Origin of the sequence: Pseudomonas lalucatii (genome assembly GCF_018398425.1) — a bacterium.
In the GTDB taxonomy this organism is placed as follows: Bacteria; Pseudomonadota; Gammaproteobacteria; order Pseudomonadales; family Pseudomonadaceae; genus Aquipseudomonas; species Aquipseudomonas lalucatii.
In genome coordinates this window covers 712,734-727,402 of sequence record NZ_JADPMV010000002.1, presented here as the reverse complement: position 1 = coordinate 727,402, position 14,669 = coordinate 712,734, and the positions used below count along the sequence as shown (strand labels likewise).

General features: G+C 62.9%; 13 protein-coding genes. 3 read left to right on the top strand and 10 right to left on the bottom strand.

Annotated elements, in window-relative coordinates; genetic code table 11:
* Positions 1-337: 337 nt before the first annotated feature.
* From I0D00_RS16790 to I0D00_RS16745, 10 genes are all read right to left on the bottom strand, one after another.
* Complete coding sequence (locus I0D00_RS16790; RefSeq protein ID WP_213640964.1) at positions 338-1,321, bottom strand: branched-chain amino acid ABC transporter permease; 984 nt, start codon at positions 1,319-1,321, stop codon at positions 338-340.
* The gene (locus I0D00_RS16785; protein WP_213641811.1) at positions 1,318-2,202 is read right to left on the bottom strand and encodes a branched-chain amino acid ABC transporter permease; all 885 of its coding nucleotides are present in this window, start codon (positions 2,200-2,202) and stop codon (positions 1,318-1,320) included. Before I0D00_RS16785 ends, I0D00_RS16790 begins: the two co-directional genes overlap by 4 nt.
* A gap of 69 nt (positions 2,203-2,271) precedes the next feature.
* Positions 2,272-3,486, bottom strand: coding sequence for an ABC transporter substrate-binding protein (locus I0D00_RS16780; RefSeq protein WP_213640963.1), 1,215 nt, complete (start codon positions 3,484-3,486; stop codon positions 2,272-2,274).
* Between the two features lie 98 nt (positions 3,487-3,584).
* The gene (locus I0D00_RS16775) at positions 3,585-4,307 is read right to left on the bottom strand and encodes an ABC transporter ATP-binding protein (RefSeq protein WP_213640962.1); all 723 of its coding nucleotides are present in this window, start codon (positions 4,305-4,307) and stop codon (positions 3,585-3,587) included.
* Positions 4,300-5,058: an ABC transporter ATP-binding protein gene (locus I0D00_RS16770; RefSeq protein WP_213640961.1), complete on the bottom strand. Its 759-nt coding sequence runs from the start codon at positions 5,056-5,058 to the stop codon at positions 4,300-4,302. The genes I0D00_RS16775 and I0D00_RS16770 overlap by 8 nt, the downstream gene beginning before the upstream one ends.
* A 120-nt stretch (positions 5,059-5,178) precedes the next feature.
* Positions 5,179-5,658 (bottom strand): MarR family winged helix-turn-helix transcriptional regulator, encoded by a 480-nt coding sequence (locus I0D00_RS16765; protein ID WP_213640960.1) that lies wholly within the window; start codon positions 5,656-5,658, stop codon positions 5,179-5,181.
* A 71-nt stretch (positions 5,659-5,729) separates the two neighbouring features.
* Positions 5,730-6,869 (bottom strand): cyclohexanecarboxyl-CoA dehydrogenase, encoded by a 1,140-nt coding sequence (aliB, locus tag I0D00_RS16760; RefSeq protein ID WP_213640959.1) that lies wholly within the window; start codon positions 6,867-6,869, stop codon positions 5,730-5,732.
* Between the two features lie 57 nt (positions 6,870-6,926).
* Complete coding sequence (locus I0D00_RS16755) at positions 6,927-7,709, bottom strand: enoyl-CoA hydratase-related protein (protein ID WP_213640958.1); 783 nt, start codon at positions 7,707-7,709, stop codon at positions 6,927-6,929.
* 14 nt (positions 7,710-7,723) lie between these two features.
* Positions 7,724-8,491, bottom strand: coding sequence for an SDR family NAD(P)-dependent oxidoreductase (locus tag I0D00_RS16750; RefSeq protein WP_213640957.1), 768 nt, complete (start codon positions 8,489-8,491; stop codon positions 7,724-7,726).
* A 48-nt stretch (positions 8,492-8,539) separates the two neighbouring features.
* Entirely contained in the window at positions 8,540-10,135 is a 1,596-nt protein-coding gene (locus I0D00_RS16745; RefSeq protein ID WP_246533301.1) for an AMP-binding protein, read from the bottom strand.
* Positions 10,136-10,449: 314 nt separating this feature from the next.
* Here I0D00_RS16745 and I0D00_RS16740 point away from each other — a divergent pair, with 314 nt between their 5' ends.
* The 3 genes from I0D00_RS16740 (at position 10,450) to I0D00_RS16730 (ending at position 14,664) form a co-directional block, all read left to right on the top strand.
* The gene (locus I0D00_RS16740; protein WP_213640955.1) at positions 10,450-11,226 is read left to right on the top strand and encodes an enoyl-CoA hydratase; all 777 of its coding nucleotides are present in this window, start codon (positions 10,450-10,452) and stop codon (positions 11,224-11,226) included.
* Positions 11,227-11,322: 96 nt separating this feature from the next.
* Positions 11,323-13,422: a 3-hydroxyacyl-CoA dehydrogenase NAD-binding domain-containing protein gene (locus I0D00_RS16735; RefSeq protein WP_213640954.1), complete on the top strand. Its 2,100-nt coding sequence runs from the start codon at positions 11,323-11,325 to the stop codon at positions 13,420-13,422.
* A 45-nt stretch (positions 13,423-13,467) separates the two neighbouring features.
* Positions 13,468-14,664, top strand: a complete 1,197-nt coding sequence (locus I0D00_RS16730) for an acyl-CoA dehydrogenase family protein (RefSeq protein ID WP_213640953.1) — start codon at positions 13,468-13,470, stop codon at positions 14,662-14,664.
* Positions 14,665-14,669 lie beyond the last annotated feature (5 nt).

The following is a 14,669-nucleotide window of genomic DNA, read 5'->3' as shown; positions in this document are numbered from 1 at the left end:
GTTTTTGTTGAGAGGTTCACAAAGGGTTCAGGTGCCGCGATTGGCCGTGGCTTGCAGGGCGTGTGACGGCAGTTGCAGAGCACGTTGAAATCCTAATTTTGTCGATCATAAATAGCAACATCATTACACAAAAATGTTACTTGCATAGATGTTGCTCTTTGGGTATCCAGATCAAGATATTGAATTTAAAAAAGAAAATAACTTTAATTTTGTTTCGTGATTTTCAATTAGGTAAATTGCATTTCTTATTTTTTGGCGGGCACGAAAAAGCGGCTCCCCGTCGCCGGGGAACCGAAAGGGGCCGTTCAGTTGTCGGGAGTGGCCGAGGTGGATGTGCTCAACGCAGGTTGCGTTGCACGAATTTCTGCAGGTAGCCGACGATGCCGGCGCGGAACAGCAGCACGCAAAGCACGAAGATGCTACCGAGGATCACGCTCATCCAACTGCCCAGCACGCTGCCGCCGAGGGCGTGGTGCAACCAGACCACCAGACTGGAACCGAGTACCGGGCCGAGCAGGGTGCCGACACCGCCGAGCAGGGTCATCAGAATCACCTCGCCGGACATGTGCCAGTGTGTGTCGGTGAGGCTGGCGAACTGGAACACCACGGTCTTGGTCGAGCCAGCCAGGCCGGCCAGCCCGGCGGAGATGACGAAGGCCAGCAGTTTGTAAGCGTTGACGTTGTAGCCGAGCGACAGCGCGCGCGGTTCGTTCTCGCGGATGGCGCGCAGGATCTGGCCGAACGGCGAGTTGACCGTGCGCTGGATCAGCAGGTAACCGAATAGGAACACCGCCAGCACGAAGTAGTACATGGCCAGATCGCTTTTCAGGTCGAGCAGCCCAAGCAACTGGCCGCGAGGGACGCCGTGCAGGCCATTTTCGCCACCGGTGAAGGGCGCTTGCAGGTAGATGAAGAAGGTCATTTGCGCCAGCGCCAGGGTGATCATGGCGAAATAGATGCCCTGACGGCGGATCGCCAGCACGCCAAACAGCAAGCCGAGCAGGGTGGCGGCGAAGGTGCCGCCGAGAATGCCCAACTCTGGTGTCAGGCCGCTATAGCGGGTCAACAGCCAGCCGGTGATATAGCCACCGGTACCGAGAAACGCGGCATGCCCGAACGACAGCAGGCCGACGTAGCCCAGCAGCAGGTTGAAGGCGCAGGCGAACAGGGCGAAGCACAGCAGCTTCATCAGGAACACCGGGTAGGCGATGAAGGGCGCGACCAGGGCGAACGCCAGCAGCGCCAGGCCCAGGTGCAGCCGTTGGCGCTGGTGCGAGCGTTGCAGGGCATCTTGGAAGTGGGTCGTGGTCGTCATGCTCATGCCTCCTTGCCGAACAGGCCGTTGGGTTTGATCAGTAATACCAGCACCATCACCAGGAAGATCACCGTGGTCGCCGCTTGCGGGTAGAACACCTTGGTCAGTCCTTCGATCAGTCCCATGGCCAGCCCGGTGACTACCGCGCCGACGATCGAGCCCATGCCGCCGATCACCACCACGGCGAACACCACGATCAGTAGGTTGGCACCCATGCCCGGCGAGACGCTGTACAGCGGTGCCGCCAGCACGCCGGCGAAGGCTGCCAGGGCCACACCGAAGCCGTAGGTCACGGTGATCAGGAAAGGAATGTTGATGCCGAATGCCTGCATCAATTGCGGGTTCTCGGTGCCGGCGCGCAGGTAGGCACCGAGGCGGGTCTTCTCGATGATCAGCCAGGCGGCGAGGCATACGGCCAGGGCCGCGACTATGACCCAGGCACGATAGGTCGGCAGGTACATGAAGCCGAGGTTCAGCGCGCCGCGCAGCGCCTCCGGGGTTGGGTAGGCGTTACCCGAGCTGCCGTACAGGTTGGTGAAGGTGCCCTGGATGATTAGCGCCAGGCCGAAGGTCAGCAACAGGCTGTAGAGGTGGCTTTCGCCAGCGATTGGCCGCAGCAGGAAGCGTTCTAGGGCGCAGCCGAACAGCCCGATCAGGATCGGTACCAACAGCAGCGCGGTCCAGTAGTCGATGCCGAAGTGGCGCAACAGCAGCAGGGCGAGGAAGGCTCCGAGCATGTACTGCGCACCATGGGCGAAGTTGATCACCTTGAGTAGGCCGAAGATGATCGCTAGGCCCAGGCTGAGCAGGGCATAGAAGGCCCCGTTGATCAGTCCGAGCATCAGTTGGCCGAGCAGTGCGGCGGCCGGAATATCGAAGAGTGTCAGGTTCATGCTGTGCTCCATCCCGTGGCTTGCTCGGATGCTCAGTGGCATCCGAGCGCGCTCAGGCGGTTATCAGGATTTGTTGACCAGCTTGCACTTGCTTTCCGCCAGTGGACGGAAGGCCAGCTCGGCGGGGATGGTGCGAACGATCTTGTACAGGTCCCATTCGCCGGTGGATTCGGCGGGGGATTTCACCTGGGCCAGATGCATGTCGTAGACCATACGGCCGTCCTCGCGGATACGACCGTTCTTGGTGAACATGTCATTCACTGGGGTGGCCATCATCCGCTTGCGCACTGCTTGTGCCTCGTCGCTGCCGACATCCTTGATCGCTTGCAGGTAATGGCGGGTGCTGGAGTAGATGCCGGCCTGCACCATGGTCGGCATGCGCTTGGTGCGTTCATGGAAGCGCTGTGCCCAGGCGCGGCTTTCCTCGTCCTGGTCCCAGTACCAGCCGGTGGTCAGTTGCAGGCCCTGGGTGGCTTCCAGGCCGAGGGCATGCACGTCGTTGATGAACACCATCAGGCCGGCCAGGCTCTGGCCCGAGTCGACCAGGCCGAACTGCTTGGCGGTGGTGATGGCGTTGACCGTGTCGGACGCGGCGTTAGCTAGGCCGATGGTGTTGGCCCCGGAGCTTTGCGCCTGCAGGATGTACGACGAGAAGTCGCTGGAGGCCAGCGGATGGCGGGCCTTGCCGACCACTTTGCCGCCGGCCTCGGTGACGGTGCGCTCGACGTCGGCCTCCATGGCATGGCCGAAGGCGTAGTCGGCCGCGAGGATAAACCACTTGTCGCCGCCCTCTTTAACGATGGCCTTGGCGGTGCCGTTGGCCATGGCGTAGGTGTCGTATACCCAGTGAATGTGGTTGGGCGTGCAATATTCGTTGGTGATCGCCGAGGACGCGGAAATCGATACCAGGCCGAGTTTGTTGGACTCCTCGAGAATGCGGGTCACGGCAATGGTCACCGCGGAGGAGACCAGGCCGGCGACCATGTCGACGTTGCGTCGGTCGATCCACTCGCGGGTGGTGTTGGCGCCGACGTCCGGGCTATTACGGTCGTCAGCGCTGACCACCACGATCTTCGCGCCGTTGATCTGCCCGCCGAAGTCCTCAATGGCCATGTTCAGCGCTTCCAGGCCACCGGGGCCACCGAGGTCGCGGTAGGCGCCGGACATGTCGGCCAGGTAGCCGATGCGGATTTCCTTGTCGCTGATCTCGGCGCTGGCACTGCCTGCGGCTATCATGGCCAGGGCTGCGATCAATGGTTTTATTGTTGTTTTACGCATATCAGACTCGCTCTCTTGGGTTTTTCAGGCGCAAAGGGGCTCTCTGGCCTGGGGGTATACAAGCCGGTTACTGGTTTTTTCATGCTGCTGGTGTGGCGCTATACGCCCAGCTGTCGGTGCAGCAGATCCATCTGCCCGGGCAGTTCGGCGGCGCTGATTTCCTCGATGATCTGGCCGTGCTCGATCAGGTAGTGGCGGTCGGCCAGGGGTGCGGCGAAGCGAAAATTCTGCTCGACCAGAATGATCGTCAGGTTCTTCTCCTTGAGCTTGAGCAGTACCTCGGCGAGCTTCTGCACGATCACCGGGGCCAGCCCTTCGGTGATCTCGTCGAGCAGCAGCAGGTTGGCACCGCTGCGCAAGATGCGCGCCATGGCCAGCATCTGCTGTTCGCCACCGGAGAGGCGGGTACCCTGGCTACGGCGACGCTCGTAGAGGTTTGGGAACATTTCGTAGATCTCGTCGAGGCTCATGCCGTCGCTGCGTACGGTCGGCGGCAGCAGCAGGTTTTCCTCGACGTCGAGGCTGGCGAAGATGCCACGCTCTTCCGGGCAGTAGCCGGCACCCAGGCGCGGGATGCGGAAGGGTGGCAGGGTGGTGGTTTCCTTGCCGTTGATCATGATCGAGCCGGTACGCCGGCCGACCATGCCCATGATCGACTTGAGAATGGTGCTGCGCCCGGAGCCGTTGCGCCCGAGCAGGGTCACCAGCTCGCCGCGATGCACCTTCATGTCGATGCCGTGGAGAATGTGCGATTCGCCGTAGAAGGCGTGCAGGTTGGACAGGCGCAGCTGCTCCAGTTCCGCTATGTGCAATTCAGCCATGGGCGGCCTCCTTGCCCATATAGGCTTCGCGCACCAGCGGGTTGGCCGATACGGTGGCGTAGTCACCCTCGGCCAGCACGCTGCCGCGCGCCAGCACGGTGATGCGGTCACACAGACTGCTGACCACGTGCAGGTTGTGCTCGACCATCAGCACGGTACGGCCGACGGCGGCCTTGCGGATCAGTTCGACTACGCGCGCGACATCCTCATGACCCATGCCTTGGGTCGGCTCATCGAGCAGCATCACCTTGGGATCAAGGGCCAGGGTGGTGGCCAGTTCCAGTGCGCGCTTGCGTCCATAGGGCAGTTCGACGGTCTTGCGCGCTGCGAAGTCCTGCAGGTCGACCGCTTCCAGCAGTTGCATGGCGCGTTGGTTGAGGTGATAGAGCGAACTTGCCGGCTTCCAGAAATGGAAGGAGGTGCCGAGCTGGCGTTGCAGTGCCACGCGCACATTTTCCAGCACGCTCATCTGGCCGAATACCGCCGAGATCTGGAATGAACGCACCAGCCCCAGGCGGGCGATCCGGTTGGGCGGCAGCTTGCCGATGACCCGTCCCTGATACAGCACCTCACCACGGGTGGCCGGCAGGAAGTGGGTCAATAGGTTGAAGACCGTGGATTTACCGGCACCATTGGGGCCGATCAGGGCATGGATATGCCCTTCTTGTACCTGAAGATCGACCGAGTCGACGGCGGTGAAGCCATTGAACTCCTTGGTCAATCCCCGTGTTTCGAGGATGACATTGCTCATCGGTATGCTCTTCCTGCCAGGTGTTAGTTGTTTTTATCTAACCGGCGCCCATGCCACGTGGCATGGGGTGAACCTTTACCGCTGGGAGCGGAGGCAGGAAGGGAAGATGCGTCGAGCCCGCTATTCTTCCGGCCTGTCCGGCTGCCCGTTGCCAAGGGATACCTTGGCCAAATCGACATGCAGCTTGGTGAGAAAGTGCAGCAGGCTGACGCTGTCGTCGAAACTGAAGCCCTTCAACCCCTGCTGGTAGAACGCATAAATCCTGTCTTGCAACGATTCCCAGAATTCCCTGCCGCTATCCGTTAGTTGCACCAGGCGCGCGCGGCCATCTTCGGGATGGGGGATGCGCACCACATGGTTGTCGCGCTCCATACGCTTGAGTACGCCATCCAGGCTCTGGCGACTGACCACCAGGTACTCGGTCAGCTCATTGAACGAGATGCCCTGTTCGTATCCGCTACGGGACAGGGCACCGAGTACCGCCCATTGCACGGTGCTGATGCCCATCTCGTTCTGTACCTGCCGTTGCAGGGTGTTCCCCGTCTGGAACAGTCGGAAGAACAGTCTGTTCGGTACACCCTTTGGTTCGTGATCGGTCATTTCAATTCCTTGTTGATCCGGTAGGCACTTGTGGTTATGACAACACCCTGCCTGCCGGAGCAGACAAGGCGTCACTTGGGAACGAATTCCCGGGCGATAATATTTTTCATGATCTGTGCGGTGCCGTCACCGATCTGAAGGCCGAGCACGTCGCGCAGGCGTTGGGCGAACGGCAGGTCCTCGCCGTAACCGGTATGGCCGTGGGCCAGCAGGCACTGCTTGACGACATCGAACGCCAGCTTCGGTCCCCACCACTTGTTCATGGCCGCCTCGGCATTGTGTGGCAACTTGTTGTCCTTCAGCCACAGCGCGTAGTAGCACTGCAGGCGCGCGGCGTGCACGTAGGTCTGCAGTTCGGCCAGCGGATGGGTCAGACCCTGGAAGGCCGAGAGGCTCTGGCCGAAGGCCTGACGCTCGGTCAGCCATTGCCAGGTCTCGTCCAGCGACTGCTGGGCCAGCGCCAGGCATTGCAGGCCGATCAGCGCGCGGCTGTAGTCGAAGCCCTGCATCACCTGCTTGAAGCCCTTGCCCTCGTCGCCGAGGCGGTGGCTGGTCGGCACTTCGACGTTGTCGAAGAAGATCGAGCCGCGACCGATGGCGCGCTCGCCGGCGTCCTCGAAGCGGGTGGTGCTGATACCCGGCAGGTCCATGGGTACCAGGAAGGCGCTGATGCCGCTGGCGCGCGACTCCTGGGTGCCGGTGCGGGCAAAGACCACGGCCACGTCGGCCTGGTCGGCCATGGAAATCGAGGTCTTCTCGCCGTTCAGCACATAGACGTCGCCTTGGCGTTCGGCCTTCAGGCGCAGGCTGGCTGCGTCGGAACCGCCGCTGGGCTCGGTCAGGGCAATGCAGACGATCTTCTGCCCGGCGGTAATCGCGTTCAGCCACTCGGTGGCCAGCTCCGGCGAGGCGTGCTGGGCGATGATCTGGCCGTTGAGCGAAGCCAGCAGGGGGATATAGCCGACGTTGAAGTCACCCTTGGAGATTTCTTCGATGATGATGCCGGCGGTGACGCAGTCCAGGCCGCTGCCACCGAACTCTTCCGCGAGTTCGCCACCGAGCAGACCCATTTCGCCCATCTGCTGGATCACCGAGCGTTCGATGTTGCCGTCGCGATCGCGTTTGCGATAAGCGGGTGCCAGTACATCGGCGCTGAAGCGCGCAACGCTGTCACGAATGGCGTTCTGTTGTTCATTGAATGCGAAATTCATGTCTCTCTCCGAGCCTGGGCTGGGGCGCGCCGGCAGCGCGGGCTGCCGGCAACGGGATCACTTGTAGAACTTGCGGAAGTCTGGCTTGCGTTTTTCCTTGAACGCAGCGGTGCCTTCCTTGGCTTCGTCGGTGTCGTAGTACAGGCTCAGGGCCTGCATGCCGAGGCCGCCGATGCCGGCAATGTTCTCGCTGTCGGCATTGAACGAACGCTTGGCGATGGACAGGGCGGTCGGACTCTTCTCGAGGATCTCGTCGCACCACTTCTGCACTTCGGCATCCAGCTCTTCGTGGGGGACCACGGCGTTGACCAGGCCCCAGTCCAGTGCCTGCTGGGCGGTGTACTTGCGGCACAGGTACCAGATCTCGCGGGCGCGCTTCTCGCCGATCAGGCGCGACAGGTAGGCGGTGCCGAAGCCTGGGTCGACCGAGCCGACCTTCGGGCCGACCTGGCCGAAGATGGCCTTGTCGGAGGCGATGCTCAGGTCGCAGACGACGTGCAGCACATGGCCGCCGCCGATGGCGAAACCGTTGACGCGGGCGATCACCGGCTTGGGTACCGCACGGATCAGGCTCTGCAGTTCCTCGACCGGCAGGCCGATGATGCCGCGACCGTCGTACTGGCCGGCATGGGCACCCTGATCACCGCCGGTGCAGAACGCCTTGTCGCCGGCGCCGGTGAACACGATAACGCCGATCTGCTTGTTCCAGCCGGCGCGATTGAAGGCGTCCAGCAGCTCCATGCAGGTCTGCCCACGAAAGGCGTTGTAGCGATCCGGGCGGTTGATGGTGATGGTGGCGACACCATCGACTTCGGTGTACAGAATGTCTTCGTAATTCATCTAGATTCTCCTGGTTAGCCGGCCATGGTCAGTCCGCCGGACACGGAAATAACCTGTCCGGTGATAAAGTTGGCGTCGTCGCTGGCGAGCAGGGCGATAATCCCCGGGTAGTCTTCCGGCTGGCCGAGGCGGCGCATCGGTACCGCATTCTTGAAGGCTTCCAGGAGTTTTTCCGGGTTGCTCGAGGTGTCCGCCACGCTTTTCAGCAGGGCGGTGTCGGTCGGGCCGGGGCAGACCACGTTGACGCTGACGTTCTTGGTTGCCAGTTCGCGGGCCAGGGTTTTCGACAGGCCGACCAGGCCAGCCTTGCAGGCGGCGTACACGGCTTCGCCGGAGGAGCCGACGCGGGCGGCGTCGGAGGCGACGTTGATCACCTTGCCACCACCGGCGGCGAGGATCTTCGGCAGCACCACGTGATGCATGTTGAGTGCGCCGGTCAGGTTGATCGATATTAGCTGTTGCCACATGGCCGGTTCGGTCTTGAGGAACGGCATGAAGCGGTCGAAGCCAGCGTTGTTGACCAGTACGGTCGGTACGTCAAGGTCGTTCTCGATGGCCGCCACGGTCTCGACGATGGCGGCGTAATCGGTGATGTCGGCAGCATAAGCCTTGGCTTTGCCACCGGCTTCGCTGATCAGGTCGACGGTGGTCTGGGCGGCAGCGCCATCACGATCGAGCACCGCAACCAGGCTGCCTTCGGCGGCAAACCGCTGGCATACGGCACGGCCAATGCCGCCGCCGCCACCGGTGATGATTACGGTTTTTCCAGTAAGACCTTTCATGCAGCAGTCCTCATCTTATTGTGATTGAATTCTTGGTGTCGCCAGGCATCAGCGCTTGGCCGTGCCCAGGCGAATAGTCGCGGCCTGTTCGCGCAGCTTGAATTTCTGGATCTTCCCGGACGGGGTGCGCGGCAGGGCGGGCAGCACTTCCAGGTATTCGGGCAGGTAGTTCTTGGTCAGGCGCTGCTCCAGCAGGAAGGCCGTGATGTCTTCCAGGGTCAGACTCGAATGACCGTCGTGCAGGGTCACATAGGCGCACACGCGCTCGCCGAGGCGCTGGTCGGGGCAGCCGACCAGGGCCACCGCGGAAATGGCCGGGTGCTTGTAGAGCAGGTTCTCGATCTCCACCACCGGCACGTTCTCGCCGCCACGGATGACCACATCCTTGGTGCGCCCGGTGATGCGGATGTAGCCCTGTGCGTCGATGCGCGCCAGGTCGCCGGTGGTGAACCAGCCGTGGTCGTCCACACCGTAGAGTTCCGGGCGCTTGAGGTAGCCGACGAACAGGCTGGCGCCGCGCACCATCAGGTTGCCCTCGACGCCGCTCGGCATGAGCTGACCGTGATCGTCGATCACCTGCACCTCCATAAAGGGCAGCGCCAGGCCGTCGCTGTGGATGGCGCGCTCGGCGTCGTCCTCGGGGCGGGTCATGGTCACCGCGCCGTTCTCGGTCATGCCCCAGGCGGAGATGATCTGCGCGTTGACCGCGCTACCGGCCTTCTCCACCAGCGCCTCGGGAATCGGCGCACCGGCGGCAACGAAGATGCGCAGCGAGGCCAGCGCGTCGCGATGGCTCGGTGCGATATCAATCAGGTCGGCTAGGAAGGGCGTGGAAGCCATGGTAAAGGTCGGCTTTTCCGCCGCCGTGACCTTGACCGCATAGAGTGGGTCCCAGATGTCCTGCAATACGGCGGTGGTCTGCAGATAGATTGGCATCATCAGGCCATAGAGGAAGCCGGTCTGGTGCGCCATCGGCGAGGCCATGAAAATGATGTCGTCACTGCTCAGGTGCAGGCGCTCGGCATAGGGGCGCACGTTGCTCAGCAGGGTGTTGGAGGTGTGCAGCACGCCTTTCGGCTCGCCGGTGGTGCCGGAGGTGTAGAGCAACTGAATCACATCGTCGCCGCCCAGTCGGCGTTCGGCGAACAGCGCCCGGGTGTCGATGCGCTCTTCCCAGGGTTGCTCCAACAGCACCTGTTCGAAGCAGTTGGCGCTGTCATCGCCGCCGATCACCAGCACATGCTCAAGGTCAGGCAGCTCAGTGCGCATGCCGTGCACCATCGCCGCGTAATTAAAGCCACGGAAGCTGTGCGGGATCACCAGCACGCGGCTCTGGGCGTGGCCGAGCATGAAGGCCAGCTCACGCTCGCGGAAGATCGGCATCAGCGGGTTGAGAATCGCGCCGATGCGCACACACGCCAGGTGAAGGGCCGTCATCTGCCACCAGTTGGGCAGCTGGCAGGACACCACATCGGCTTTTTCCACGCCGAGACTGGCGAGTCCGGCGGCCATGCGAGTAACGATCCGGTCGAGCTCGCGGTAGCTCAGTGTGGTGCGTGCATCTTCGCTTACCCGGTAGGTGATCAGTGCGGCCGAGTCAGGGCTGATGGATACGGCCTGATCGAGATAATCTGTAATGATCATGTCATTCCAGGCGCCAAGCCCGACCATGGCTGAGCGGCGTTGCGGATGCATGTTTGTGCTTATATTCATTGCGTGCACCACCTTATACGGGGTAGTTCTTGTTTTGGTCGGCGATTGGCAGACCTGTCCGATGGGAGGAAGATACGCCTTAGATTTTTATTATGTCAACATGTTGTCTTTATTTTTTTCTGTGGATAGACTCGCTAGTAAGTGCCCGGAGCCCTGCAGTCGATCGACAGGCCGCACGGCCTGGTTCCGGCGGACAACGACCGATGCGGTCCACTACAGACAGATAAGCAGCAGTGGGGAATGTCATGGCCTACAACAACATCCTGATCGAACGGCATGAGAGTGTCGGTCTTGTCCGGCTAAACCGGCCGGCGGTGCACAACGCGTTGAATGGCGCGCTGATGAGCGAACTGGGCGATGCGCTGCGTGGCTTCGAGCGCGATGGCGGCATCCGCGCCATGGTGATCACCGGCAACGACAAGGCCTTCGCCGCCGGTGCCGATATCGCCGAGCTGCAGTTCAAGTCCTTCTCCGATGTCTACCTGGAAGACTTCGTGACCGCCAACTGGGAGGAGGTGACCCGCTGCCGCAAGCCGGTGATCGCCGCGGTGGCCGGGCTGGCTCTGGGTGGTGGCTGCGAGTTGGCAATGATGTGCGATCTGATCATTGCCGCCGACAACGCCTGTTTCGGCCAGCCGGAGGTCAAGGTCGGCACCCTGCCGGGAGCCGGCGGCACCCAGCGCCTGACCCGCGCGGTGGGCAAGGCCAAGGCCATGGATCTGTGCCTGACCGGGCGCTTGATGGACGCGGCCGAAGCCGAGCGCAGTGGACTGGTCAGTCGCGTGGTGCCGGCGGCCAGCCTGCTCGACGAGGCGCTGCAGGTGGCCAGGCAGATCGCGGGCTATTCGGCCATGGCGGTCAAGCTGAACAAGGAGGCGGTGGATCGCGCCTTCGAAACCACCCTGGCCGAGGGCGTGCATTTCGAGCGTCGCCTGCTGCATGCCAGCTTCGCCAGCGAAGACCAGAAGGAAGGCATGCAGGCCTTCGTGGAGAAACGCCAGCCGCTATGGAAACACCGCTGACCTCGGCCGGCGACCCCCGGCGCTTTTCATAGCGAACAGCGCCACGTAGCGCGACAACAATAAAACGCAGGCGCAAACGCTTGCAGGAGTTACCTGATGTCTTCTCCCGTACAACTGTCCCATGAAGGGGCCGTGGCGGTCATCCGCGTCAACAATCCCCCGGTCAACGCCCTGGGTCAGGCCGTGCGCGCCGGCCTGCTGGAGGCCTTCGCCGCTGCCGAGGCGGATGCCGAGGTCAAGGCCGTGGTGCTGCTCTGCGCCGGTACGACCTTTATCGCCGGGGCCGATATCCGCGAATTCGGCAAGCCGCCGCAAGCACCGTTGCTGGCGGACGTGACCCAGGCCATCGAGAATTTCAGCAAGCCTTCGCTGGCGGTGCTCCACGGCTCGGCGCTCGGCGGCGGACTGGAGGTCGCGCTGGCCTGTCACTATCGCATTGCCCGGCGCGATGCGCGCCTGGGCCTGCCCGAGGTAAAGCTCGGTTTGTTGCCGGGGGCCGGCGGCACGCAGCGTCTACCGCGAGTGGCCGGGGTGGCAGTGGCGCTGGAGATGATCGTCGGCGGTGAGCCGGTTACGGCCGCCGAGGCCGAGCGTACAGGCATTCTCGACCAGTTGTTCGATGGTGACTTGCTGGCCGCCGGCCTGGCATTCGCCGAGCAACTGCAGGCCCAGGGCGCAGGCCCACGACGCAGCGGCGAGGCTACTGTCTGTTTGACCGGCGGGGCGGATAACGCGGCCCTGCTGGAAGCCAAGCGCCGCGAAGTCCAGCGTTCGCTGCCTGGGCTGTTCTCGCCCCTGCGCTGCATCGCGGCGATTGAAGCGGCAACCGTATTGCCGTTGGTGGAAGGGCTCAAGCGCGAACGCAAGCTGTTTCAGGAGTGCTTGCAATCGCCACAGCGCCTGGCGCTGGTGCACAAGTTTTTCGCCGAGCGCCAGGCAGGCAAGATCAAAGGCCTGGATACCGCCGTCGAAACACGCCCGATCAGCTCGGTAGCGGTGATAGGGGGCGGCACCATGGGCGTCGGCATCGCCTTGAGTCTGGCTGCGGCCGGGCTGGCGGTGAAGCTGCTGGAGCTGGACGCCGACAGACTGGCCACGGCCCTGCAGCGGGTTGCCAGTACCCTGGACAAGAGTGTGCAGCGCGGCAGCCTCAGCGCGCAGGCCATGCAGCAGCGCCTGGCCCTGATCGAGGGGGTGACCGATTATGCCGCGCTGGCCAAGGTCGATCTGGCCATTGAGGCAGTGTTCGAGGATATCGCCGCCAAGCAGGCGGTCTTCGAGGCACTGGATCGGGTGTGCAAACCCGGCGCCATCCTCTCCAGCAACACCTCGTCCCTGGATCTGAACCGCATCGCCGCCTTCACACGGCGCCCACAGGATGTGCTCGGTCTGCACTTCTTCAGCCCGGCCAACGTCATGCGCCTGCTTGAGGTGGTGCGCGGCGCGCAGAGCAACGCTGCGGTGCTGGCCAGCGCCATGCAACTGGGCAAGCGCTTGAAGAAGGTCGCCGTGGTGGTCGGGGTGTGCGATGGCTTCGTCGGCAATCGCATGGCCCTGCAGTACATCCGCGAGGCCGAGTTGCTGGTGGAAGAAGGCGCCAGCGTGCAGCAGGTGGACGCCGCCCTGGGCGAATTCGGCATGGCCATGGGGCCGTTCGCCATGCTCGATATGTCCGGGCTGGATATCTGGCAGAGCATGCGTCAACGCCAGCGTGCCAGCCTGTCTGCCGGCCAGCTCTTGCCCACTCTGCTTGACCGCCTGTGTGCGGCCGGGCGCTTCGGGCAGAAGAGCGGGGCCGGCTTCTACCTGTACCCGGACGGCTCGCGCACCCCGCAACCCAATCTGCAACTCGCCGAACTGTTCGACGAGCTAGCCGACGGCGTGCATGAGGATATCGACCCGCACAGCCTGCTGCAGCGCCCGTTGTATGCGCTGATCAACGAAGGCGCGCGGATTCTCGAAGAGGGCATCGCCCAGCGTGCCAGCGATATCGACGTGATCTTCCTGACCGGCTACGGCTTCCCGGCCCATCTCGGCGGACCGATGTTTTATGCCGACCAGCTTGGCCTGGACAAGGTGCTGCAGGGTATCCGCGAGTACCAGCGGCGCTTCGGTGCCAACTGGCAACCGGCGCCCTTGCTCGAGCGCCTGGTTGCCGAGGGCAAGACCTTTACCGAGTGGGGTCAGCAAGGCTGAACCGGCCGCAGGCGGCTGGTTTTCACACCTATCGAGGAACCTGTAATGGACATCAATTACACCCCTGCCGAACTCGAATTCCGCGAGGAGGTGCGTGCCTTCGTCTGCACTGCACTGCCGGATGACATTGCCGCCAAGGTGCGCCTCGGCAAGCACCTGAGCAAGGACGACCACCTGCGCTGGCAGCGCATCCTGGCCAAGCGTTGCTGGTATGCCGCCAACTGGCCGGTGGAGCATGGCGGTACTGGCTGGAGCGTGGTGCAGAAGCACATCTTCGAAGAGGAGTGCGCCGCCTTCGGCGCGCCCCGGCTGATCTCCTTCGGCGTCAACATGGTGGCTCCGGTGATCATCAAGTTCGGCACCCAGGCGCAGAAGGATCATTACCTGCCGCGCATTCTGTCCGGCGAGGACTGGTGGTGCCAGGGCTATTCCGAGCCCGGTGCCGGCTCCGACCTGGCCAGCCTGAAGACCCGTGCAGTGCGCGACGGCGATCATTACATCGTCAACGGTCAGAAGACCTGGACCACCCTCGGCCAGCACGCCAACATGATTTTCTGCCTGGTGCGCACCGATCCCGAGGCCCAGCAGCAGCGCGGCATCTCCTTTCTGCTGATCGACATGGCGACGCCGGGCATCACGGTGCGGCCGATCATCACCCTGGATGGCGATCACGAAGTCAACGAGGTGTTCTTCGACAACGTACGCGTGCCGGTGGAAAACCGAGTATTCGAGGAGAACAAGGGCTGGACCTGCGCCAAGTACCTGCTCACCCACGAGCGCACCGGTCAGGCGGGCATCGCCCAGTCCAAGGCCGCCCTGGCCCACCTCAAGCGGGTCGCGGCAAGCGAGCTGCGTGGCGGCCGTCCGTTGCTCGACGATCCGCTGTTCCGCGCCCAGGTGGCCGAGGTGGAAATCCAGCTGCTGGCCATCGAGATGAGTACCTTGCGCATCCTCGCCGCCGCCCAGGCCGGCGGGGTGCCGGGAGCGGAAAGCTCGATCCTGAAGATCAAGGGCTCGGAAATCCGCCAGGCCATCAGCCACCTGCTGCGCAAGGCGCTCGGTGCCCATGCGCTGCCGTTTGTCGAGCAAGAGCTGGACTTCGACTATGCCGGCGAGCTGCTGCATGCCGACTACAGCGCGGCCCCTGCCGGCCAGTATTTCAACCTGCGCAAGCTGTCGATCTACGGCGGCTCCAACGAAATCCAGAAGAACATCATCGCCAAGATGATTCTCGAACTCTAAGGGAG